22 protein-coding genes are annotated in these 24,811 nt (G+C 35.6%); 13 read left to right on the top strand and 9 right to left on the bottom strand.

What is annotated here, in order from left to right; translation table 11 throughout:
• Positions 1–597 precede the first annotated feature (597 nt).
• The 3 genes from C6H08_RS04140 to C6H08_RS04130 are packed head-to-tail and all read right to left on the bottom strand — an operon-like array spanning position 598 to position 2,808.
• Complete coding sequence (locus C6H08_RS04140) at positions 598–1,371, bottom strand: basic amino acid ABC transporter substrate-binding protein (protein ID WP_034562896.1); 774 nt, start codon at positions 1,369–1,371, stop codon at positions 598–600.
• Between the two features lie 11 nt (positions 1,372–1,382).
• On the bottom strand, positions 1,383–2,111 hold the full coding sequence (locus C6H08_RS04135; RefSeq protein WP_034562898.1) for an amino acid ABC transporter ATP-binding protein: 729 nt from the start codon (positions 2,109–2,111) through the stop codon (positions 1,383–1,385).
• Complete coding sequence (locus C6H08_RS04130) at positions 2,104–2,808, bottom strand: amino acid ABC transporter permease (protein WP_004085863.1); 705 nt, start codon at positions 2,806–2,808, stop codon at positions 2,104–2,106. The genes C6H08_RS04135 and C6H08_RS04130 overlap by 8 nt, the downstream gene beginning before the upstream one ends.
• Before the next feature lie 351 nt (positions 2,809–3,159).
• On the opposite strand from C6H08_RS04130, the gene C6H08_RS04125 reads away from it, so the two are divergent.
• From C6H08_RS04125 to C6H08_RS04100, 6 genes are all read left to right on the top strand, one after another.
• Entirely contained in the window at positions 3,160–6,282 is a 3,123-nt protein-coding gene (locus C6H08_RS04125; protein WP_034562899.1) for an efflux RND transporter permease subunit, read from the top strand.
• A gap of 214 nt (positions 6,283–6,496) precedes the next feature.
• Positions 6,497–6,781: a hypothetical protein gene (locus tag C6H08_RS04120; RefSeq protein WP_014666476.1), complete on the top strand. Its 285-nt coding sequence runs from the start codon at positions 6,497–6,499 to the stop codon at positions 6,779–6,781.
• Between the two features lie 232 nt (positions 6,782–7,013).
• Positions 7,014–7,787, top strand: a complete 774-nt coding sequence (locus C6H08_RS04115) for a glycosyltransferase family protein (RefSeq protein WP_233708483.1) — start codon at positions 7,014–7,016, stop codon at positions 7,785–7,787.
• 1 nt (position 7,788) lies between these two features.
• Positions 7,789–8,553, top strand: coding sequence for a glycosyltransferase (locus C6H08_RS04110; RefSeq protein WP_034562747.1), 765 nt, complete (start codon positions 7,789–7,791; stop codon positions 8,551–8,553).
• A gap of 14 nt (positions 8,554–8,567) precedes the next feature.
• Positions 8,568–9,632: a Gfo/Idh/MocA family protein gene (locus C6H08_RS04105; RefSeq protein ID WP_034562748.1), complete on the top strand. Its 1,065-nt coding sequence runs from the start codon at positions 8,568–8,570 to the stop codon at positions 9,630–9,632.
• Positions 9,633–9,634: 2 nt separating this feature from the next.
• Positions 9,635–11,104: an FAD-dependent oxidoreductase gene (locus C6H08_RS04100; RefSeq protein WP_034562750.1), complete on the top strand. Its 1,470-nt coding sequence runs from the start codon at positions 9,635–9,637 to the stop codon at positions 11,102–11,104.
• 165 nt (positions 11,105–11,269) lie between these two features.
• Here the strand turns inward: C6H08_RS04100 and C6H08_RS12415 are convergent, their stop codons facing one another.
• Positions 11,270–13,333 carry a methyl-accepting chemotaxis protein gene (locus tag C6H08_RS12415; RefSeq protein WP_034580085.1) on the bottom strand — a complete coding sequence of 688 codons (2,064 nt, stop codon included), beginning with the start codon at positions 13,331–13,333 and terminating at the stop codon, positions 11,270–11,272.
• Positions 13,334–13,468: 135 nt separating this feature from the next.
• On the opposite strand from C6H08_RS12415, the gene era reads away from it, so the two are divergent.
• The 4 genes from era to C6H08_RS04075 all read left to right on the top strand — a co-directional run bounded on the left by era (position 13,469) and on the right by C6H08_RS04075 (position 17,467).
• Positions 13,469–14,386, top strand: coding sequence for a GTPase Era (gene era, locus C6H08_RS04090; protein ID WP_034580084.1), 918 nt, complete (start codon positions 13,469–13,471; stop codon positions 14,384–14,386).
• An 80-nt stretch (positions 14,387–14,466) separates the two neighbouring features.
• A complete protein-coding gene (locus C6H08_RS04085) occupies positions 14,467–15,123 on the top strand; it encodes a tetratricopeptide repeat protein (RefSeq protein WP_034562752.1) in 657 nt (218 codons plus the stop codon).
• 138 nt (positions 15,124–15,261) lie between these two features.
• A complete protein-coding gene (gene prfB / locus C6H08_RS04080) occupies positions 15,262–16,365 on the top strand; it encodes a peptide chain release factor 2 (RefSeq protein WP_034580083.1) in 1,104 nt (367 codons plus the stop codon).
• A gap of 43 nt (positions 16,366–16,408) precedes the next feature.
• A complete protein-coding gene (locus C6H08_RS04075; RefSeq protein ID WP_034562755.1) occupies positions 16,409–17,467 on the top strand; it encodes a DNA methyltransferase in 1,059 nt (352 codons plus the stop codon).
• On the opposite strand, the gene C6H08_RS04070 is transcribed toward C6H08_RS04075, so the two are convergent.
• The 5 genes from C6H08_RS04070 to lptE all read right to left on the bottom strand — a co-directional run bounded on the left by C6H08_RS04070 (position 17,366) and on the right by lptE (position 21,841).
• The gene (locus C6H08_RS04070; RefSeq protein ID WP_080745693.1) at positions 17,366–17,755 is read right to left on the bottom strand and encodes a hypothetical protein; all 390 of its coding nucleotides are present in this window, start codon (positions 17,753–17,755) and stop codon (positions 17,366–17,368) included. The genes C6H08_RS04075 and C6H08_RS04070 overlap by 102 nt on opposite strands.
• Before the next feature lie 91 nt (positions 17,756–17,846).
• On the bottom strand, positions 17,847–18,566 hold the full coding sequence (locus C6H08_RS04065) for a hypothetical protein (protein WP_034562757.1): 720 nt from the start codon (positions 18,564–18,566) through the stop codon (positions 17,847–17,849).
• Between the two features lie 109 nt (positions 18,567–18,675).
• On the bottom strand, positions 18,676–19,857 hold the full coding sequence (locus C6H08_RS04060) for a glycosyltransferase family 9 protein (RefSeq protein ID WP_034580082.1): 1,182 nt from the start codon (positions 19,855–19,857) through the stop codon (positions 18,676–18,678).
• Positions 19,858–20,015: 158 nt separating this feature from the next.
• Complete coding sequence (locus C6H08_RS04055; protein ID WP_034562761.1) at positions 20,016–21,143, bottom strand: cytochrome-c peroxidase; 1,128 nt, start codon at positions 21,141–21,143, stop codon at positions 20,016–20,018.
• Between the two features lie 194 nt (positions 21,144–21,337).
• Entirely contained in the window at positions 21,338–21,841 is a 504-nt protein-coding gene (gene lptE / locus C6H08_RS04050; RefSeq protein ID WP_034562763.1) for an LPS assembly lipoprotein LptE, read from the bottom strand.
• A 193-nt stretch (positions 21,842–22,034) separates the two neighbouring features.
• Here lptE and C6H08_RS04045 point away from each other — a divergent pair, with 193 nt between their 5' ends.
• The 3 genes from C6H08_RS04045 to kdsA all read left to right on the top strand — a co-directional run bounded on the left by C6H08_RS04045 (position 22,035) and on the right by kdsA (position 24,772).
• Complete coding sequence (locus tag C6H08_RS04045) at positions 22,035–22,796, top strand: TSUP family transporter (protein WP_034562765.1); 762 nt, start codon at positions 22,035–22,037, stop codon at positions 22,794–22,796.
• A gap of 19 nt (positions 22,797–22,815) precedes the next feature.
• Positions 22,816–23,874: an ATP-binding protein gene (locus tag C6H08_RS04040; protein WP_034580081.1), complete on the top strand. Its 1,059-nt coding sequence runs from the start codon at positions 22,816–22,818 to the stop codon at positions 23,872–23,874.
• Positions 23,875–23,944: 70 nt separating this feature from the next.
• On the top strand, positions 23,945–24,772 hold the full coding sequence (kdsA, locus tag C6H08_RS04035) for a 3-deoxy-8-phosphooctulonate synthase (RefSeq protein ID WP_104686113.1): 828 nt from the start codon (positions 23,945–23,947) through the stop codon (positions 24,770–24,772).
• Positions 24,773–24,811: the final 39 nt, after the last annotated feature.

The raw sequence follows: 24,811 nt of genomic DNA, 5'->3' as shown, positions 1-24,811 counted from the left end.
ACCCCAAGATTCCACGGGCTTATGTTTTTATATCTTACATATAGTTGTGTGTGTTTGTTTTGCGTGGTTTTAGAATCTTTTATTGTGTAGTTTTATTTCTTTATTAGCACATAAAACACACTTTAAATAAGTTAAAAATTTGTATAACCTTTTTTAGATTAAAACAAAAGATTTGTGGAATTATAAGAAAATGAACTTAGAGATAAAGTCTTTTATTGCAAAATTAGAGCATGCGAACACATTAATAAGGTTATAAAAAACTCTTATATGAGATTTTATGTGTTAATGTATTTTTGTATTTGTGATTAAGTGTTTTTTTTGTAGATGTCCAGATAGACATAAAAACCTTTAAATAACTCTTACTCGTGCTAATATTCTCTAGATTTACACTCAACATGTTTTGTGAATTATTAGGCAAAATTTTAACATACCAAGAGCTTATAAATATGCAAAGAACCATTGCAATCACAGATACCAATCCATGAAAACCAAAGATATCATCAGCTAATATGAGTAATATAGCCTAGAATCTACAATAAATTATCGCTAGATTCTATATCTTAATGCAACACTTATCAAACATGAAATAATATACAACTACTTTAAATTCTCATTTCTTAAGTTATGCTTTATTAAAAGTTTATCATATTCGCCACTTTCCTTAAGCTCTTTTATAGCGTCATTGATTTTAGCGAGTAATTCTGCATGTTTGCCTTTATCAAATGCGATGGATAGCCCTTCACTACCATCTTTTTCATGATAGAATCCAATGAGTTCTTCATTTTCTTTAAGATAACCTTGTGCGGTTGCATAATCGGCTAATGCCACATCGACTTTGCCCGATTTAAGGTTTAATATCGCACCTAAAATGCTTTCACTCATTACCACTTTAATATTGTATTCATCTTTCATTTTCTGTGCAGCTTGTTCTTGCACCGTGCCAAGAAATACGCCGACTTTCTTACCCTTAATAGAATCTTTATCGACTATATCAGCACTATCCTTTCGCTTTATATACAAAGTTTCACCCTCATAGTAAGGAATGCTAAAATCTACTTGTTTCATACGCTCTTGTGTCGCACTCATACTTGAGATAATCATATCGATTTTACATGCCTTTAATGCGGGTATAAGACCATCAAAGCTCATGTGATTTAGCGTATAGTTAAAGCCTACTTTCTTGCTCACTGCATCAAGTATGTCTATATCAAAGCCTATTATTTTTGCGTCCTGTTTGTATTCAAATGGCGGATACTCTGCGTTTAAGCCAACTCTTAACTCCTTATCATTTCCACCACATACCTCTTCTTTGCTGCAAGCAACAAAAAATAACGCAAAACTAACACATAATAACGACAAAATTTTCTTCATAAATTTCCTTTCTAGTGATTTAAAACCTTGTTTAAAAACTCTTTTAAACGCTCATTTTCTGGCGTATTGAAAACTTTATTTGGGTTGTCATCAACGACAATTTGCCCCTTTTCCATAAATAAGATTCTATTCGCAACATTCTTTGCAAAGCCCATCTCATGCGTAACAACAACCATTGTCATACCCTCTTTTGCAAGCTCTTGTATTAAAGCTAGGACTTCTCCTACCATCTCTGGATCAAGGGCTGAAGTCGGCTCATCAAATAAAATAATGCTAGGATTCATACATAAGCTTCTAGCAATCGCAATGCGTTGTTTCTGTCCGCCTGAAAGCTTTGAGGGCTTCACACTCTCTTTATCTAAAAGTCCTACTCTCTGCAACAAGTTTCTAGCCTTTTGCATTGCCTCATCTTTTGTCATAATCCCTGTTTGGATAGGGGCTAATGTGAGATTCTCTATCACATTTTTATTATGAAAAAGATTAAAATGCTGAAAGACCATGCTAACTTTTTGACGCACTTTATTAATATCTGTTTTAGAATCCATAATGTCTATGCCATCGACTATGATTTGCCCACTTGTTGGCATCTCAAGTAGATTAAGACAACGCAAAAAAGTGCTTTTACCACCACCACTAGGACCAATGATAGCGACTACCTCGCCCTCTTTAATCTGTGTTGTGATTCCATGTAAGATTGTATTTTCACCATAGTTTTTTACGAGATTATGCACCTTAATCATGTTTATGCAACTCCCTCTCTAAAAGCTTTGTAAGCCATGAAAAGATTTTCACACACATATAGTAAAATACCCCTGCAAATATATATGGCGTTGGATTATACAAAACTGCTTGTAATGCCTTTGCCTGCATTGTCAAGTCATTGACACTAATTAGTCCTACAACAGAAGTTTCTTTAAACACAACGATAAATTCATTCGCAAGGCTAGGCAAGATATTTTTAATCGCTTGTGGCATGATGATATGTCTCATTGTCGCAGAATGCGTTAGTCCCATAGCCCTACCAGCATCCATTTGCCCTTTATCTACGCTTTGTATCCCAGCCCTTACAATCTCTGCTATATATGCTGATGAGTTAAGACCGATAGCAACAAGGGCAGCCAAAAAGTTATCATTCAATGTCGCAAATACGATATAAGCAAACACTAAAAGCTGTATAAGCAAAGGTGTCCCACGCAAAATATCAATGTATTCATCAATAAGAAAGTTTAAAATGCGAATCTGCAGCATTCGCAAAAATGCAAGTAAAACGCCAACCACAATACCTATAAAAACCCCACCGGTAGTAAGTATAAGCGTGATTCCAATGCTTTTAAAAGTCGCATTTAAATCCGCACTACTCAAACCATAAGGAAAAGTAAAGTAGAATCCAAGCCCTACGATTAAACAAAAGACAAAAAAGCGAAAGAAATTTTCCAAATAAAAACCTTATAAAATCTTAGAATTTCGATACTATCTAAAAATTTGCATTTTTGGTAAATGTTTATTTAAGTTTCTAAATGAATACAAAATCTCTCTTTAACAAAAGCTAATTTTAACTCACAATGCTTTGTGATATTTTTAAATAAACTCGATTTACATTGCCGACATATATTAAGATTCTAAGCACAACCCGCTATTCAAAGTAGCATAAATGGCTAATTTTAGGCACTCTTTATAAAAAATATTTGCTATTGCAAGTAATTTTTACATTATTTCACAACACATTGATTATAATACGATTTTAATTTTCATAACTCTACAAATACTAAAGCACAAAAGGCTATCTTTATGTATAAAGTTGCGATACAAAGACCGGTTACAACCTTTATGTTTGCTATGGCTTTGATTCTATTTGGATTCTATGCGTTAAATAACATGGCAAAGGCGTTATTCCCTGATGTAGATTTCCCTGTTGTTGTGGTAAAGACAACTTATAAAGGGGCTAGTGCAGATACGATTGAAACAAAGATTACAGATAAGATAGAACAAGCCGTATTGGCTATTGATGGTTTAAAATTTGTATCATCAATATCAGCAAAAAATATTAGCATAGTAACTGTTATGTTTGAGCTAGAAAAACCTATTGAAGTAGCAGTCAATGATGTGCGTGATAAGGTCAATGCGATTGTGCTTGATTCAGAGATTGATAAGCCAAGTGTGCAAAAGCTAGATACAGGTAGCACTCCTATTGTTTCACTCTTTTTATCCACCGATAAGAGTGCGCCTGAACTCATGCGACATGCAAATAATGTCGTAGCTCCAATCCTGCAACGCATAGGTGGCGTAGGTAATGTGCAGCTTAGCGGCTATCGTGAAAGGCAGATTAAAATCTTCCCAGATCCAACTCTAATGAATAAATATGGAATCACTTTTACGGACTTATCAGGCATAATAGGCAAAGAAAATAGAGAAATGGATGGCGGTAGGCTTTTGTCTAGCACAAAAGAATTTTACATTATCACAGATTCTAATAGCATAAGCGTTGAAGAAATAGGTGATATTACCATTAAAGATGGCTTAAAGCTAAGAGATGTGGCATTAGTAGAAGATGGACTAGCAGAAGAGAAGTCCTATGCGACCTATAAAGGCAAAAAAGGCGTGATTTTACAAGTGCAAAAGATCACTGGTGCAAATGAGATTCACATAGCAGATGGTGTAAAAGAAGCGATAGAACAAATAAAGCTAGTAAGCCCGGGATATGATATAGAAACCTTTTGGGATACCACAGACTACATTCGCTCATCAATCAAAGATATTCAGTTTGACTTAGCTTTAGGTGGTGTTTTAGCAGTATTTATTGTATTTGTATTTTTACGCAATGCTACAATTACACTAGTTTCTGCTATCTCTCTTCCTGTGTCAGTTTTAGGGACTTTCTTTTTCGTGCATGTTATGGGCTTTACGCTTAATATGCTTACAATGTTAGCTCTCACTCTTGCGATTGGTATAATCATTGATGATGCGATTGTTGTTATTGAAAACATACATAAAAAGCTAGAGCATGGCATGACAAAGAGACAAGCCGCTTATGAAGGTGTAAGAGAGATTGGCTTTGCTATTGTTGCAATTTCTGCGATGCTTTTATCCGTATTTATCCCTGTTGGGACAATGAGTGGTATAGCAGGGAAATTTCTCTCAAGCTTTGGGCTAACCGTTGCAGTAGCTGTTGCTATAAGCTATGTTGTTGTTATAACTATCATTCCTATGTGTAGCTCTATTGTAGTAAAAGCGGAGCAGTCAAGATTCTATTATGCCACGCAGCCTTTCTTTGAAAAGATAGATAGAATCTATGCAAATACCCTAGCATTTCTTATGCGTAGTAAGAAAAATATGACTCTTGCCACTCTTTGTGTATTTGGAGTTTTTATTTTCTCACTCTATGTAGCAGGGACTTTAGGAAATGAATTTATGCTAAAAGAAGATAGAAGCGAGTTTCAAATCTCAATCAAGGCAAAGCCCGGAATCTCAATACAAGAAATGAAACGCAAAGCAGAGATCTTTACAAAGATTGTAGAAAAGAATCCTTTTGTAAAATTCACTACACTTCAAGTTGGACCGGGTGATTTAGCCCAAGCCTTTTTCGCACAAATCTATGTGTCCTTGCAACCACTAAAAGAGAGAAAAAAGCAAAAAGGTGATAATAGTCAAGATGAGATTCTAAAACACATATTAGCAGAACTAAGGGCAAGTGAAGAAGCAAAAGGACTTGATATTTATGGCTCTGAAGTGCCACTTGTTGGCGGTGGGCAGGATAATACGCCAGTGCAAGTCGTAGTCTTTTCTCCAATAGATTCCATCATGCAAAAAAGCGTAGAGAATCTAGAGAGATTTATCAATGAAACAGAGAAAAGCTTTCAAGGGAAAATCACAAACTATCATAAAAATACTTCAGATTCTATGCCAGCATATAGGCTAAAACCGATAAAACAGAATCTAGCACAATTTGGCATAAGCACAACAGATATAGGGCAAACTCTCTCTAGTGCTTTTTCAGGGGAAATGCAGGTTGCCTACTATAAAGAAGCAGGGAAAGAATACTATATTACTTTGAGAGCCCCAGATTCTAAACGCATTGATTCTAAAGATTTGCAAAGAATCCAAGTGAGAACAAAAAATGGCGATTTAGTATTCCTTGATGGCTTGGTAGAGATTGAAGAAGGCTTTACTGCTACAACGATTAATCGATACAATAGACAGCGAAGCATAACTCTTGCGGTAGAGCCTATAAAGCATAGTGGGCTTAGTGTGGGCGAAATGACAAAGGCTATACAGGATAATGCAACGGAGGGTGCAAAATGGCTTGAGAGTGGAGCTGGATATAAGTTTATGGGACAAGCAGATAGTCAAGTAGAAAGTCAAGAGGCATTTGGTGCAGCGATTTTAATGGCTTTGGTGCTTATCTATCTTATCTTAGCAGCCCTTTATGAGAGCTTTATCCAACCTTTAATCATTATGATAACAATGCCACTTAGCTTTAGCGGTGCATTTTTTGCGATAAAACTTACAGGTGGGGCAGATGCGTCTATGAGTATGTTCTCTATGATGGGGCTAATACTACTTATTGGTATGGTAGGTAAAAACGCAACTCTGCTTGTAGATGTAGCAAACGAGCAAAGAAAGCTAGGCAAAAGCATAGCAGATTCTATACAATTTGCCGGACACTCAAGGCTTAGACCAATCCTTATGACAACTATCGCAATGGTAGCAGGTATGCTTCCTTTAGCTTTTGCCACAGGCGATGGCAGTGCGATGAAAGCCCCTATTGGCATTTCTATGATAGGCGGGCTTTTAGTCTCTATGTTTTTATCCCTACTTGTTGTGCCAATATTTTATAGAATCATTGCCCCACTTGATGAGAGATTCCAGAGACTTTATAAACCTAAAGGTGAAGATGTGCTAGATGAGAAATAGAGATTGTTTGTGCTAGTGTGTTGCGAAGGTTTTTGTTTTGATGTATAAGGGGGTAGTAGAAGTTTCATTTGGCTCTATTGTTTTATGCGGTGCATTTGTTGCTAAAACTTATTTACATATTTATCTTGGGCAATTACACGCAAAGAATATGATTGTTTAACATTTTCAAAGATTCTATGTTACAATCCCAGCTAGATTTCACAGAAAGGCTTGTATGCAAAATAGCGTAGATTCACATAGTTCCACTTCGCAAAAACCACTACAAGATAAACACCGCGTTATATCCATAGCCCTTTTAGATAATCATATCAATATGGATTTATTGCGTGAGTTAAGCAAGCATTTACAAGAATCTTTTGCCTACTTTGAGATTCTAATCCTTAATCCCTTATTTGATATGTTTGATAAAAATCACAAAGACACAATAAAACAGCAAAATACACATATTACCCCCCCCCCCCCACGATATAAATCCACATTCCACACAAACAGAATTTAGCACCAAAGATTCTAAAAATCCATTCCACTTACTTTGTGAAAAACAAAAAGCAGAATCTCAAGCAGATTCTAACAAGCACACAAACGCCCCTGCGGAAGTATCTTGGAGTGATTTTAAGGGTTGTGAAGCTTTTTGTGCGAGAAGCTACCTAAGCGGTAGTGAGCAAGCACAAAAAGCAAACTCCCTTAAAAGCGCCCAAGAGACAACGCAAAATCTAGCTTCTATCCCTAATGTGCGGATTTTAGAGATAAGCTCTCCACTTTGTAGTTATGAGAATCTAGGCTCACTCAAATATGAGATTTTTCTGCAAAACTGCATTGGTGATTATCTACTTTTTATGGATTTAAAAACAGATTCTATCACTGATTGTTTATCTATGCTTTCACTTGCCCCGCAGTATGATATGGTGATTGCCACAAGGAAGAATAAAAAGCAAAATATCTTGCAAAAGCTAGGCTCAAAGCTTTTCTACAAAACACTTGCTCTTTTTGCCAATAGGGCAAGGGAAGATTATAGTGAGTTTTGTGTGATTTCACGCAAAATTATCCACACACTTTTATCGCATAAACACGATATTAAGCTTTTAAGACTACTGCATTTTGACACAACGCTAAACATTTGTGAATATCCCTACACGCCAAAGTCTTATCCAAAAAGAAAGTTTTTAGATTCTTTCTTTTTGGGGCTTGATGTGATTTTTGGGGAATCTTACAAGCTGCTTAGACTTGGCACTTGTATGTGTTTGTTGCTTGCTTGTGGGAACGCATTTTATGCACTCTATATCCTTAGCACTTATTTTTTACTACCCCATATCGCAAGTGGCTGGACTTCTACTTCGCTGTATATGGTAGCTATGAATATCGGGCTGTTTTTAATGCTTTCAATCATTGGCGAATATGTGCGAATTGCTCTCATCAAGCTAAAGGGTGCTACGCCCTATGAAATTGTCAATGAGACAAGTTCAGTCAATCTTAACTTTGAAAACAAAAATATACAAAGGCACTAATATGGAATCTCATAAAACTTTAAATATCATTATCCCTGTGCTAAATGAAGAAAAACGGCTTGAAAATGGCATAAGAGGGGCAATGGCGTTTCTAAGGGAAGCAAAGATTCCACACATTATAAGCATTGTAGATAATGGCTCAAGCGATTCTACACAAGAGATTGCCAAAAGTTTATGCAAAGAGTTAAATGCCAACACATTAGAGTTTATTTCACAAGTAGAGTATTTACGCTTGGAAGAAAGGGGTGTGGGCTTGGCATTAAGGGAAGCGATAGCACATAATGCTAAAAGAAGTGAGCCTTGTGGCTTTATCGGCTATATGGATATAGACTTATCCACGGATATAGGGCATTTACAGGAAGTGTATGAGAATCTAAAAAATGGCGTGGAGATTATTGTAGGCTCTAGGCTTTTAAAAGATTCTGTGGTGATTGGGCGGAGTTTGAAAAGAGAGATTCTCTCTCGCTCTCTAAATCTTATCCTTAAAATTGCACTCAAAGCAAAGTTTAGCGATGCGATGTGTGGATTTAAATTCTATCAATCGCAAGTGGCTTTAAATCTAAAAAATCTCTGTAATGATGATAAAAGCTGGTTTTACTGCACGCAAATGCTGATTATGGCTCAATATCAAGGCATTCCTATAAAAGAAATCGATGTAAAGTGGGAAGATGAAAGTACAGATTCTAAAGTGAGAATCTTTTCACTCTCACGCATTTATTTAAGTGAAATTTGGCGACTTTTTAAGCTTTTACGCCTGAAAAAATAATAAAAAGGATTAATATGCAAAAGGCAATTCTTATTGGCAGGGGCTATTGGGGCAAGATTTTGCAACACTACATTCAAAAACATTATAAAATTTCTTATATCTTTGGGCGTGATGTCGAAGATGAAGTCTTAATCGAAGCTTTAGATAAAGCAGATTCAGCCTTTATCGCTACACCGCTTTCTTCACATTTTAAGCTTGCAAAACTCGCCCTTGAACACAACTGCAATGTCTTTGTAGAAAAGCCTAGCACCGCCACAAAAGAAGAGTTTGAGATATTGCTAAATCTAGCTAGAAAAAACAATAAGATTCTATTCACAGATTATATTTACACATTTTCGCAATCTATTCTCTATGCCCTACAAATATTGCAAGAAAAACATATAGAATCTATACAGGCAGAAATCACGCAATATGGCAATTTTTATGAAAATGAAAGTGTGCTAGAAGTCATAGGTGTGCATTATATAAGCGTATTTGCCTTTATGCAGGAGCTTGGACTTTTAGATAATCTTTGTGTGAAGTCGTGCAAATTTTTAGATTCCAAAAAACAAAGTGCGACTTTGGAATTTAGTGCCTTGCAAGAGAAAGGGAGTAAAAAAGAGATTGTTTTATTACTTCATTGCAGCTTACTTTCAAATGATAAAAAGCGATTGTTGCGTATCAGCACAACAGATTCTATAATCAGCGTTGATATGCTATCCCCCACACCGCTTAGCATAATAGATTCTAGTGAATCTTTACCCATTTTTGATGAGAAAAATAATCTTAGCTTTGCTGTGGAGGGTTTTAAAAATATGTGTGCGAGAGTGAAGCAAGATTCTACAAGCTTAGAATCTTACACTAACGCCCCTGCGGAAGTATCTTGGAGTGATTTTAAGTGTTTTACTAAAGAAAGCAGAGCTTTTCAAAGCAAAGGTAAAGGGAGTGGCTCAAAGGCAAATGACCGAGCCTTAAGTGCAGAATCACTTAAAAGCACCCAAGAGACAACGCAGAATCTACATTTAAGATTTTCTCACACTACACTAGCCCTTCTCTCACAAGCCCATAATCTCGCCCAAGATTCTACTCCAAAGCCTTAAAAATGCCAAAGTTAGATAAATACGACTGCATTATTATCGGTGGTGGATTCTTTGGGGCGTATATCGCTTTGCAGCTTAAGGAGAAATATAACTCTATTTTGGTGCTAGAGCAAGAAAATGATTTGTTGCTTCACGCAAGTTTAAATAATCAAGCCCGTGTGCATAATGGCTACCACTATCCGCGTAGCCTAAGCACGGCTGTGAGTAGCTCAAGGCATTTTAAAACCTTTTGCAATGAGTTTAAAACGGCGATAAAAAATGATTTTGCTAAATATTATGCGATTGCAAATATCGGATCAAAGACTTCTAGCACGCAGTTTTACAGACTTTTTAAGCAATTTGATATTTTTATAGAATCTGTGCCAAATCACATTAAAGCGATGTTTAATAAAAAGCTTGTAAGTGATGTGTTTTTGACACGAGAATACGCCTTTGATGCGGCGATTTTAAGGGAGATTCTAAAAGAAAGGCTAGAATCTAAAAAGATAGAAATAGCCACAAATACACAAGCGGTTTGTGTTAAAGAGGATAAGGTTGGGTTATGCGTTGAGATTCAAAAGATAGGGCATTCAGCTTGTAATGCTATTTCGGCGGATTCTGCAATCGCTAAAGTGGCAAAGCACAACTTTGCCACAATAAAAATCAATGGTGGCGATTCACAAAGTGAAACGCCTACCTTGAAAGCGTTGTCGGGGTGGGGGATTTTTAAGGGGGAGGGAGCGACTTTGCGTGCAGTAGCGAAGCTACAAACCCATACTTGCAAATTTAAGCCCCTCCCCTTTAAAGAAAAAGAAAATAAAATTTTAAGAAATATTGACCGCAGTGATTTTTCGCCACAAGCTGAATTACAAAAAGAGACAATGCGGGAAACACAAAAACTACACGCCTCATTGATTCTCAACTGCACCTATGCTGGTATAAATCATTTATTACAAAATTCACACTTGCCCCCACTCCCACTTAAATTTGAAATGACAGAAATGGCACTTGTAAATGTCCCTAAAAGCTTACAAAACATATCAGTAACGATAATGGACGGGGCATTTTTCTCCCTTATGCCCTATCCTTCAAAAGACTGCTATACGCTAAGCCACGTGCGATACACGCCGCATTTTGCTTGGCGGGATTTTTCCTTAGAATCTAAGCTTAAAGCTTATAATCTACAAGATTCTAATAACCCACCCACACAAACCACAAGCCCTTATACAATACTTCAAGCCTTTATGCAAAATGCAACGAGCAACTTTCCATTAATGAAAGCTGATGCAAGACGCTATATGCCAATTTTAGAATCTTTAGAATACCTAGATTCACTCTATGAGATTAAAACTTTGCAGATTCAAAATGAAATTGATGATGGCAGACCAATTATCTTTGCTAAAGACTATGGACTGAAGGGCTTTTGCACCATTATGGGCGGAAAGATTGATAATATTTATGAGATAGCAGAATTGCTAGATATGGAGTTATAAAGGCAGTGTATAAACAAGTCTTAGAATCTAGGTGGTCTATTTACAATACCTTTTGTTATGTCGCATTAAAATATTACAGCAGATTCCTTATAGAATCTAAATAGGTTTCTCTATGAATCTTAAGACTAATGCGTCTAAAACGATAGCTTCACACATAAAAATGTCTTAGAATTTCTTCGTATTCACATCTTTTAATATATCATTTGCGATTTCATTGACATTTACGCTGATTGTTTCAGCTTGTTGGGCTATGCTTACATTATTGTGTGTTGTTGCTTCAAGTTGTGAAAGCGTTGTGTTGATTTGTGCGATACCTGAAGTTTGCTCCTTTATAGATTCTACCATGTCATTGATTGACTGCACTAAAATATTTGTATTTGCTTCAATCTCACCTAAGCTTTTTTGTGTCCTTTCTGCTAGTTTTCGCACCTCATCGGCTACGACTGCAAAGCCCCTGCCATGCTCTCCTGCCCTTGCGGCTTCAATAGCTGCATTCAACGCTAAAAGATTGATTTGGTCGGCGATATCGCGGATAATTTCTGCTACATTTTTAATGTCTTCACTTTGAGATATGACTTCACCTGTTTTACCGCTTACATTTTGCATAGATGAGGTGATCTCTTCTACTGCTGTGGCGGTTTGCTCAAGGCTTGTTGCCTGCAAATTAGAAGATTCTGTAAGTTTTAATACAGAATCTTCAAGTGTTTTACACTCATTTGTAAGATTTCTTGCAAATCCAGCAGAAGTGGCAAGCATTTCTTTAATCTCTGCTCCAAGCGTATTTGCCGCTTTTTCCACTGTGCCACTTGCATTTGCTATTTCAGTAGTAAAGTCTAAATTCGTATAAGAATCAAAGACTCTCTGAATCTCATTCATATCCTTTCCTATCTTTTCTTCTAGGACGGAAAGCATTTGATTTAGCACATTTTTCAGCTCTTGTAATTGTGGATTATGAGAATCTTCAGTGATTCTAGCGGTAAAATGCCCTCGCTCTATTTCTTTGGCAGTTTGCACTGCTTCTCTTACAAGCAGTGAATCTTTATCCAACCCCAATTGAGTTCGCTTCACATTCTCTGTAAAGACTTTTGCCATGCTACCAATCTCATCATGTGCCTTTACAACAAGCGCTCTTGGCTGTTTGCCCTCGTGATTAATGTATTTAAAAAAGTCTTCAAGGTATTCATTTAGACTACGCAATCTATCAACAATTTGAAATTTTGCAAAAAGACTTAGCACAACTAAGAGAATGACTTGCACAACGACTGAAAAAATAATAGTTTGTGTCCGCAATGCGTAATAATCCGCTAAAACATCACTGCGTGGCGTGAGTGTAGCAACATGCCAATGCACATCTTTAAACAATGATACATCGACATCAGCATGTGCTGCAAAGGTTTCCTGTCCGCTTGTATCAACCATTGTTGCTGTAATCTCTTCGTTTTGCATTACACGCGTTACAAGTGGTGCTAAATGTGGTTGCATTTTAGCTAAATCCTGCAATTTTGCCCCAACAATCTTTGTATTATTTGCCGCGATGATTGTGCCATCTTGTATAGCAAGCACTTTTGCTTCATTTGGATATACGCTATTTTTTGTTGCTAATAAATCAGAAGAAATTAGGTTAATATCAATCATGCCCCCAAGCACACCCACAAGATCGCCCTCATAATTTAACACAGGGAATACAAAGATTGTAGTCCTTACTTCCTTATTATCAACAGATATTGTTCTTAGCGTGCTAAATCGGCTTGTCTTTGTGTTTAGTGCCTCTTGTATCGCTGGTAAATCAAGGATAGCCTTATTTGCCTGTAACGCTTTGCCATTGCTATCTGCTATCACCATCATATCTTTACCAACACGAAATTGTGCGGGCAGTGCTGAATAATCTTTATCTTTTAGGTATAAAAAACCATACATTGTATTTTTATTCTCTTGTGTTAAATTGACAATTTGTTTTACTATCGTTTGATATGAAGAGAGTCGGTTGTTTGCAAGATTATGCGTTAATGTGCTGCCATATATGCTGAATGAATGTAGGTTTGAATTAAGTTCGCTTAGAATCTTGCCTGAGTTGTATTTCGCAGAAAGTAACATGCCATTTTGAGCATTCTCAATTTCTCTGTGTTTCATTTGAATCAAAACCGCACAGCATAAAGCAGTTATCGTGATGATTGTGGTTGTTGCGATAACATATCGCAATTTTGAGCTAAGAGACATACCTTTACGCATATTTTTAGAACTCCTTTACCATTTATTAAAAAAGGCTAATATTATACAAAAATTCTGTGTTGTTTTTAACTTTATTGTTATTTTTATATGCGTATGACTTAAATGTGTAAAGTTTTGAAAAAGGAGTTGTTAAAAATGAAAGAAAAAATTATTACAAGTGGCTTTATTAGCGTTATTGGTCGCACAAATGCTGGTAAATCAACGCTGCTCAATAATCTTGTAAAAAGCCCTATTGCCCTAGTATCAAAGAAGATAAATGCTACTCGCAAACGCATGGATATTATTGTGCCTTTTGAAGATAGCGATTATAACTCACAATTAATCTTTATTGATACCCCCGGCTTACATGAAAGCAAAAAGCTACTGAATGAATACATGCTGCAAGAAGCAAAAAAGGCGGTTGGAGATTCTGATTTAAGTGTGTTTGTCGCTGTTGCTAGTCCTAAAAAAAGCGAGATTTTACATTACAAAAACTTTTTAGACCAACATGATAAAAAGCATATTGTTTTACTCAATAAAATAGATACTTTAAATAAAAATGAACTCTTAGAATGTCTAGAATCTTACAAGCAATATCAAAACAAAAATCTAGGCATTATCCCCATAAAAGCAAAGGAGCTTAACTCTCAAACAATACATTCAATCCTATCGCTACTAGCAAAAAATTTGCCTATTCACCCACATTTTTATGATAATGACATGATAAGCACAACTATTATGCGTGATATTTACAGGGAAGCGATAAGAGAAGCTGTATTTGAGAGATTTAGCGATGAGATTCCCTATGAAAGCGATGTAAGGATTCTAAAAATCACTGAAAAACCTACGATTCTATACATAAAGGCACAAATTATTGTCGCAAAAGATTCTCAAAAAGCAATGATTATAGGTAAAAATGGCGAAACTATTAAGTCATTAGGCAGTATTGCAAGAAAAAAATGCGAATACCTTGCCGAACAAAAAATATTTTTAGAACTCATTGTGAAGATTATAAAGGGCTGGAATACAAGCAAAGACACGCTTAAACAAATAGGTTATGATTTTATGGAATAGAATCTAGATTTATAGAGTCCTGTTTGCATAATTTTATGCTACACTTAAAGCAAAGTTTCTAAAGGTAAAGGGGGTTAAGAATGCGTATAATAGTGTTTTTATGTATAATGTTTTCATGTTTTATTATGGGTTGTGCTAAAAAAGAAGTAATAAAAGCACCACCACCTGAAGCAAAGGATACAAAGAGAATAGAATCCTACAATAAGCTTGATAATCTAAAAGAGGGTGTATGGCGTGTAGATGAGTGGAAAGAAACAGCAAAAAAGATATGCCAAGATTCAAAAGAAAGGGATTGCTCAGTAATGGCAGAAATCTATCATGATAGATTCTATGGTTATGGCTCTAGGGGAGATAGGCAAAAAGCTATACAAATGCTTGTAAAAAGTTGTTCTCTCAATGATAGCAAAAGTTGTCTAAAGCTGTCATCTCTTGCAGATCAGTCAGATTATCCAGTAGGAGAGAGTGAGACATTTTTCAAAAAAGCACACGATCTTGCATTGAAAGGCTGTAATGCAAATTATGCACTAGATTGCCATGTTTTAGCCTTGCTTTATTTTGAGGGGCATGGCGAGTTTGAAAGAGATAGGGCAAAATCAAAGGAATACGCACATAAAGCATGTAATATGAAACATGCTGGTTCTTGCATTTTCATCGGTATTAATGGCGATACACATGAGGAAGCGCTTGAAGCACACAAGAAAGCTTGTGTCTTAGGTATTAAAGCAATGTGTAAGTAGATTTTTTAGATTCTAAAAAGTTTATATTTATAGAATCTATTCTTATTGTGTGGTTATTTGATAGCCTTGTTTCACGCTAGACATTCTTTTGTTATAATAATAAATTTTTTATAATTCCAAGCATGATAAAGGCACACAATGGATTCTTATGAATATGGCGAGTTGTTAAAAACTTTGCAAAATAAAGCACAAAATATAGCAAAGATTCTAAACCCAGATTCTCTGCAAAAGCGGCTAGATGAGATTAACGAGCTAGAATCGCACCAAGAGTTTTGGAATGACGCAAAAAAGGCGGGGGAAATCACAAAGGAAAAGCGAAAATGTGAGCGGATTTTAAGCACTTATGCAGAGATGAAAGCCGAGCTAGATGACGCAAAAGAGCTATTTGAGATAGCAGAGAGTGAAGGGGATTCTAGCACTTTGGAGCTGTTGTTTGAAAATGTAGAATCTTTGCAAAGCCATATACAAAAGGTAGAAATTGAGGTTATGCTAAGTGGGGAGTTTGACTCATCAAATGCCATTATTACCATTCAGCCCGGAGCCGGTGGGACGGAGTCCCAAGACTGGGCTTCTATGCTTTATCGTATGTATTTGCGTTGGAGTGAGCGGCGGGGCTTTAAAGTGGAGCTGCTAGACTATCAAGACGGCGAAGAGGCGGGCATTAAGGGGGCGGCGTTTATCATCAAAGGTGAGAATGCCTATGGTTATGCCAAAAGCGAAAATGGTGTGCATAGGCTTGTTAGAATCTCGCCCTTTGATGCTAATGCCAAGCGACATACAAGCTTTGCTAGCGTGCAGGTAAGCCCGGAATTGAGTGAGGATATAGACATTGAGATTTTGGATAAGGACATTCGCATTGATACCTATCGTGCCAGTGGTGCGGGCGGACAGCACGTGAATAAGACAGAATCTGCTATCCGCATAACGCACTTTCCAACAGGCATAGTCGTGCAATGTCAAAATGATCGCAGTCAGCATAAAAATAAGGCAACAGCTATGAAAATGCTGCAAAGCAAACTCTATGAGCTAGAGCGATTAAAGCAGAGTGAAGGCGTGGCAAATGCGGAAAAAAGCGAGATAGGCTGGGGACATCAAATAAGAAGCTATGTCCTAGCCCCCTATCAGCAGGTAAAGGACTTGCGGAGCAATTACGCTACAAGCGATACAGAAGGCGTTTTAGATGGGGATATTGATGACTTAATAGAATCTGTGCTAGTTTTGGGGGAAAATAAAGGCGAGTGAGATTCTAAAAAGATTCTAAAATCACATCATCAAAGGAGACAAAATGCAAAATATACAAAGCGACCATAAGACAATTTTAGATGAGCTAAAAGAGGAGCAAATAGCAAAAATCAAGCAAAGACATAGAGATAAGATTCTAGAAAAAGAAAATGCCGAGTTTCCCACTAAGCTCATAGAAAACGCAGAATCTAAAGAATCCGTGCTAAAGCTATCTGCCTTAGGAATGAGCCTTAAACGCACAGGCTTTCACTTTGATGTGCGATTAGAAAAGAGCGATGGGACGATAAAGTATTTTGTGAAAAATGAGGAGCTAAGCTTTGAGCCTTTAGGCGAAGCAAGGGAGTTGCCTAAAAGGGTAATGACCGAAGCTGAGACGAAGCAATCGCCATTTTTAGCCCAAAAGCCAACGCTTAAGCAAAGAATAACGCATACCCTAATTATCGACGACAACTACCCCACCCTTTTGAATCTACTTATAAACTACAAAAGAAAAGTGAAAGTCATCTATATAGACCCGCCTTGCGGCAAGGACGTTTTAGGGGAGTTTGCAGAAACAAATTATGACAATGCCATAACACGCGATAATTTTTTATCAATGCTTTATCCAAGGCTTTGCCTAGCCAAAACGCTTTTACAAGATGATGGCGTGATATTTTGCAGTATAGATGATAGGAATCAAGTTTATGTCAGGGGGCTTTTTGATGAAGTTTTTGGGGATGGGAATTTTGTGGTGTGTTACCCAATAGCAACAAATCATAGTGTTAGAAACTATGGTGGAATCCCAATTGCACATGAATATGTTTTGATATATCAAAAAGATGTAAAAAGCGATGAATTGAATCTATTAACAAATGAAAACAAGAATTTTACTTTTTGTGATGAAAATGGCAATTTCAATTTAATGGAGTTGCGGAACAGAAATGGTAAAGTTAATTCTAAAAACAGACCAAACTTATATTATCCATTTTATGTTAATCTAAACAATCAAGATGAAAACGATTTATATGAAGTATCGCTGACACAACATAATGGCTTTTTTTTGTTTGACTATCTCTATAACTTCACTGACAATCAAAGTATTAATATTTTTGCATTCTGTTAAATCGTTATTTTGTGTATCAATTACGCCTTTATTTTGTGTTTCTTTTGGGCGTTCATTAATTTTTAAATCCCGTTCATTAATTATTTTTTCAAGCGTTGAAAAGCCCTTATTTAAGGCGTTTGTAGCCTCTTGTGCCCGTTCATTAATTCTTATATTATTTTCTTTAATATACTTGCATAAACCGCCCTTTGAAATGTTATATTCTTTAGCTAATTGTGATATTGAATAATACCCTGTTTGATACTTTGGAATGATGTCTTTATATGGTATGCTTATTTTTCTACTCATTTTTATGATTGCCTTTATATTTGATATTTTGGAATGTTTAAAAAGTGTTTTGTAAGTGTAATTATAGACCATATAAAAGCATGGATAAACTTTATATAGTCTTTTTTACATAATTCATAAACAATTCATACTCATCATCACTAAGTATCTTTTTCAAGCTAGAGAAATTGATACCATTTGTTCTCTTAATCTCTTTATCGCAAGTCTGAATAATGTCTGCAACAAATTTCTGTGGTATCACAAAGGATTTAAGGCTATTATTTTTCTCTCCCTCTCCCCTAAACAAACAAATCAAATCAAAAATATTTTTAATTTGATTTGTTTTTATATCTACTCTAGCATTTAATATGCTAGAGTTTTGTATATTTGTATCTCTATATAGTATAGAAACTGACTCTTTTGGATACACTTTTGATTCATTTGAATACATTTCTGTATCTGTGAAATTTGCAATATTTTTTTGTTTTGTTTTGCTATATTTATTAACATAATTTGGTATAATATCACTTGAAGTTTGAGAGTTGTTATGTGCTTCTTTAAAACTTTTTCTTCTTACACTTATATAGTTTTGGGTTACTATATACTCTCTGCAAGTCTTAACAATTAATTCTCTTTTTACTAACTCCCCTAAGATTTTGTAGAGATGTCCCCGAGCTATGTTTGAGTGTTCTGCTATCTTTGTAATACTTATTTGATAACTTTTACAATTACGATTATTGTAGTAATAGAAAAAATCTAAAACTATTGCCTGTTTTATACCTATGCCTAATGATTTTAATAAACTTGTGTCTATAAAGTAGTTAGACTTCATATTTTAAACTCCTAAAATTAGCAGTTTATGTGTCAATGTGTCGCACAAGTGTGTCAATTTTCACTTTTTTAGATACCATAAACACCTAAATTACTATGTTTTAAGAGAGCTAATAGAATTCTAGTTCCAGCAACTTATATCCAAGGTCTAGCACCTCTTTTGGCGTGATTAGTCTCATGCAATCATGGTGTTTTATAGGGCAGGTCTTTTGTTTGCAAGGCACACATGAAAGATCTTTTTGTATAGAAATCGTATTTTCTGTAATGTAGTATTCTCCCCGTTTTTCAGTCTCTAAAACACTCCAAGGACTACACCAAGAAAAGGGCATAGGACCAAAGATAATAATGCTAGGTAAATTTAGCGCTCTAGCGATATGTGTCGTCCCGCTGTCATTGCCGATATAAAGTCTGCATTCACTTAAAGATTGAATGAGTTCTTGTATGCTAGTTTTCCCGCTTAGATTCTCTAATCTTTCATAATCGCTTTCTTTCAAGGCTTCTTTCACACTCTTTTCTATCTGTGCGTTTCTCTCTATATCATCTTTAGCCCCATAGATTCTAACATTATAGCCTTTGTGTATGAAATCTACAATCACTTCTATGAAATGTGAAATAAGCCACATTTTAGAATCTCCATAACTCGCACTTGTGCTAATGGCAATAATCTTTTTTTTCGACTTTTTCTCTGTGAAAGGAAGGTAGAGTTGTAAATCTTTTGCTTCATTATAAAGCATATTTTGCACACGACTTGCAAGCGGATTGTAATGCACGCTTTTAGAATCTAACTTGCAATCTTTAAAAAAACTATGCGGTAAAATCGGCAGCAATAAATGAATATAGCTTAACACCTGATGTGTGCAAAGTGGGGGACGACCGCTTGTATATTTGACTATATGAGTTAAGAGAAATTTACGCATACCAAAAGCATTTTTATCACCATAGCCAATGCGTTTTTTAACTGCTATTTTTGAGAGTAAAAAAGCAGAAAAAAAGTTATTTTGCGTAGTTATCGCACAATCAAGTGTTATATTATTTCCATGCAAATAGCTATTAACCTCTCCTGCAAGTTTAGTTGTCTCCCTAATGCGATTTATAATACCTTTTTTTTGCTTACTTTTATCAGTAAAGATTTTTATAAAAGTTTTATTCGTGTTAAATAAACTCACACTCAAAGCATTACCAACGAGAATGATTTTTGCTTGTGGGAAAAATCGCCTTATACAAGCAATGGTCGGTGTTAGCATCATTGTATCGCCAAGCCAATTTGGAAGTTTAATTAAAATATATCGCATTTGATACCCTTCTGTTTGGAATCTAAGCTAAAAAGATTCTATATAAAATTGTTGGTAATAAATCATAAAAAGCTTATATAAGGCTTTATTGTAGCTTTTTAGATTTTATATTAGATATCCATAAATAGCCCTTAAAATTGTCTTAGAAACTCGTTCCATTAAAAACTTGCTCTAGGCAAAGTCGGTATTGTTATAGGTCGTATCTCACCATTTAAAGATTCTAAAAACTCGATAATCTTTGCTATGTCTTTATTCGAGAGATTAATGCCTATTTGTATTCTCCCCATTTCTTTAATCGCATCATCAAGGTTACTGAATCCACCATTATGAAAATATGGTGCAGTTGCAGTGATATTACGCAGCGTTGGGACTTTCAGCATTTTATTAGAATCTGTGCCAAACTTCCCTAAATCACTGAATTTATATCTGCCTATAACTTCAAAAGGCTGCATTGTCCCACCAAGATTTACGCCATTATGACATGTTACACAGCCCTTTTCAATAAACATATCAAGCCCTTCAGCTTCACTAATGCTAAGGGCTTTTAGATTCCCATTTAAAAAATCATCAAAGCGAGTCACTACATTTAAACTCATAATAAAGCCCGCTAAAGTCTGTGCGATAAGTTTCTCATCAACCTTTACTTTCGCCCCATAAGCCCTTATAAAATATCGCATATATTCTTTTGAATTGGTGATACCTTGAATGATTTTTTGCATATCACCTTTCATTTCATTGTCCGCCTTTAGTGCATGCAAAGTCGCTCTAGCAGTAATATTTTTTGATAAAAATTTACTTGTGTTTGTATCTAGTTTATCATGTCTTTTTATTTGTCCTTTGTAGTAGGCAGCATCATTAAAAAGCATGTTATAAATTGTTGGGACATTGAGATGATAGGGATTTTTTTGACTTTTATCAAGCGTGCTTGTGCCTTGCATAGCGATATTATGGCAAGTGTTGCATGAACGCATTCCATCATTACTTAAACGCGGATCAAAGTAGAGAATCTTACCGAGTTCAAGTTGTGCCTCTGAAAAGCTAAAATCTGACTTTTTATCAAACATACCTTTTTGTAATGCGGCTAATTCAGCACCTTCACTCACAGGCTTTAATCCCGCTGAATGTGCCTTTTTGGCGATGGCTTCTATCTTTGCCCCTATGTCTTCAAAGCCATAAACAAGCTGTGTGAATACAAAAAAGCTACTGCATACAATAATACCAAAAAGCATAACTTTTGATCGCATTTGAGATATAAGGCTAAATAGATTTTTTCTCATCTTTTTCATAACTACCCTTTTTGTAATTTTTATATAGTCGTCTTTGCATGACACACTTTTTATCACAATAAAACAAAAATTGTTATTATACATTAATGTTATGTAGAATCTTAAAGACTTAAGCAATCATCGCATATACAATTCACACTAATAATTCTATCCTTTAAGATTATGTTTAAACTTTGGATTCCAATACAGAGAAATTAAAAGGATGCACTATAACCAATTTGAGATATAAATCTATCAAGGCTTTGCCTTGCTGCTTCAACGATTGCATTTGATCTATTATTATAAGTGATTGTTGGGCTACCAAGTGAGGCGGCATAGTCATAATAGCCTTGATTTGCAAAGTTAAAGGCTTTTCCATTGCGATTAAAGCTAAAGGAAATATTGAGAAACACACGATAAAAGGTCGCAATGCCTTGTGTATTTGTGCCAATGATTGTATCTTGTATATTTTCCACATTAACTTTAAGGATAAAATCTGCCTCACTCTTATTTGCTACCCTTGAATGAAAACGCGAAACAATCGCCTCATTTACTAAGTCTTTAATCTTTACAGATTCTTCTGGATTCTCTAGATTTACAATGAGTTCTACATAGACTTTCTCACCTAGGGCTTTATTTGCGTAATATGACATGGGTTTATAGCCGCAACCACTCACATATATGGCAAAAAATATAAAAAAGATTCTATAAAATAGCATGAATTTACCTAATTATGTATTCAAAAAATGAAGTTGTATTATAGCTAAAAATTATATGTAAAATTCTTTGCGATGAAATCTAAGATATAAAAGACTTTATGAGATGACTAAAAACTTTAAGAATAATTATATAACTTGTTTTCTCTTATGTGTTGTGATACAATTAATTTATAGAAGAACGATAAGGAATAACATGTTAGGGGATTTAGGCTTAGATATTTATGTGATTTTATTTTGCGCGGCTTTTTGTGCTGGATTTATAGATTCTATTGCGGGGGGTGGGGGTATGATTACTATCCCTGCATTATTTCTTGCAGGGATTCCACCGCATCAAGCCTTAGGGGTGAATAAACTGCAAAGCTGTTTTGGTAGCTTTTCAGCGACTATGCACTTTTATAAAAAAGGACATATAGTTCTTAAAGATAATATTATCCCTGTTGTTTGCGTATTTTTATGTGCGGCTGGTGGGACGCTGCTCGTGCAATTTTTAGAAGCACAATTTTTAGCGAAATGTATCCCCTTTTTGCTGATTGTCTTTGCACTCTATTTTCTGTTTTCTCCAAAGATTACAGAAGAACAAAGTCATGTCCGCTACACTCATGCTTTACTTTATTTTGTGCTTGGGGCGATTGGCTTTTATGATGGCTTTTTTGGTCCGGGGACTGGCTCATTTTTAATGCTTGCTTTAATCATGCTTGGTGGATATGGGCTGAAAAACGCATTAGCTCATGCAAAGCTTTTTAATTTTACTTCAAATATTGCCTCTATGCTTGTATTTGCCATAGGCGGACAGATTCTATGGGTGCTTGGCTTTCTTATGGGTGCTGGGCAGTTTATCGGTGCAAATCTTGGGTCTAGACTTGCACTTCGCTATGGTATAAAGATAGTCAAACCCCTTGTTGTTGGTGTATCACTTATTGTTTGTGTAAAGTTGCTTTATGATGAGTATTTTTAGAATCTTGTGTGAGTGAAATATGTCTATTGAGATTCCAAAGCTAAAGCATTTTTTTCCACGCAGTGTGAATATAAAGAGTGATAAAACCTTTATATATGGACCACCACAAAGCGGTAAAACTACATTTGCTTTGTGGTATGCGCAAAAGTTTCAGCATGTCTTTTATATGGATTTATCTATATTATTTTCACAAACTCTTATAGCAAATACAAAAAAGGCTTTATATAGCATGAGTGAAAAGCTAGAGTTACTCATCATTGATAATATCACTCTAGATTCAATAAAATATTGTGATGATATAGCTGTATCTTGTCCTTGTATCTACATAGGCGATATACAGGCATGTCCTAGCGATTTTAGCCCATTGCCTTTGTTACTATTAAGCTTTGAAGAATATCTAAGTATGGATTCTAAGAATCTAAATATTGATGTTTTACTATCAAACTTCATTAAAGATGGTAATAGTATAGAGATGCTTTCACTCCCAGATTATAAAAAGAGAGAATATAAATGGCGTTCAATGCAGTTTGGCTTAAAAGATGAAGCCAAAGCGTTAAGCTATATGTTAGCCTTGCAATCCTTAAAGACAAGCACCTATGGAATCTATACGCATTTAAAGCGGCATATAAAAATCTCAAAAGATAGAATCTATCCTTTAATGCAAAGTTTGCAAACAAATCATATCGTGCATATTTGCAAACATATTGATACGCAAAATACGAATAAGAAATATAAACTTTATTTCTATGATTTTACACTCAGTGAATTTGCAGATTCTAAACATTTTGTGCGAGTGTATGAAAATATGGTATTTTTAGAGTTGGTGTCAATGGGCTTTAAGCTGCAATATAGCCATCATTGTGATTTTATAGATACAACGCAAAATATGATCTTTTTATGTATGCCATTTGCAAGTATAGAATCTATGGCAAAAAGGATACAGCTTATACGAAAGAGAGAGAAAGAATATAGTGAGTATTTGATATATATTATTACAATGAGCAGTAATCATAGCTTTGATAGTAAAGCAATAGCACTTGACTTTGCGAGTCTCTCACCGCTTTTGCGTCTTGTTTAGCATTGTAAATAAGATTGGGTTTAACTTTTTGTATAATAGCCTTGAAAATTTATATTATAGGGAGCATATTATGATATTACTGAGTGGTCCATGCGTTATAGAAAATGAAGCAAATATTTATCGCATTGCAAAAGAGCTTGAGTTCGCACATAATGACACAGAGATTGACTTTTACTTTAAAGCAAGTTTTGATAAGGCAAATAGGACTAGCCTTGATGGATTTAGAGGTCCGGGGCTTGAAAAGGGCTTATTATTGCTAGAGAAGGTAAAAAAGGATTTTGGCTATAAAATCATCACAGATATACATGAAAGCATTCAGGCAGAGCCTATCGCTGAGGTGGCAGATATTATCCAGATTCCAGCGTTTTTATGTAGGCAGACAGATTTGATTGTCGCGGTGGCAAAGACTAAGGCGATTATTAATATCAAAAAAGGGCAGTTTATGAATCCTAGCGATATGCGTTATAGTGTGCTTAAGGCATTAAAGACTAGAGATTCTAGTATAAGTGATTCTAGCTTTATGCAGGATTCTTATAGCTTAAGCGGTAAGCATAAGATATGGCTTACAGAGAGAGGTAGCACTTTTGGTTATGGGAATCTTGTGGTAGATATGCGATCACTTGTGATTATGCGTCAATTTGCCCCCGTTATCTTTGATGCGACACATAGTGTGCAAATGCCCGGCGGACTTGGTGGTAAAAGCGGTGGTGATAGTAGCTATGTGTCTTATCTTGCCCGTGCTGCGAGTAGCGTTGGCGTTGATGGCTATTTTATGGAAACACACTTTAATCCAAATGAAGCCTTAAGCGATGGTCCAAATATGATTGAACTTAGTAGGCTAAAAGCACTTATACCGATATTAAAAGAACTTGACTTGATAGCAAAGAAGAAACTGTAAAATTTATAGATTCTACTTTATTGGGGTGATGTGGGGGGG

Origin of the sequence: Helicobacter bilis (assembly GCF_900198365.1) — a bacterium.
In the GTDB taxonomy this organism is placed as follows: domain Bacteria; phylum Campylobacterota; class Campylobacteria; order Campylobacterales; family Helicobacteraceae; genus Helicobacter_A; species Helicobacter_A bilis_B.
This window is presented reverse-complemented; position numbering and strand designations above follow the sequence as displayed.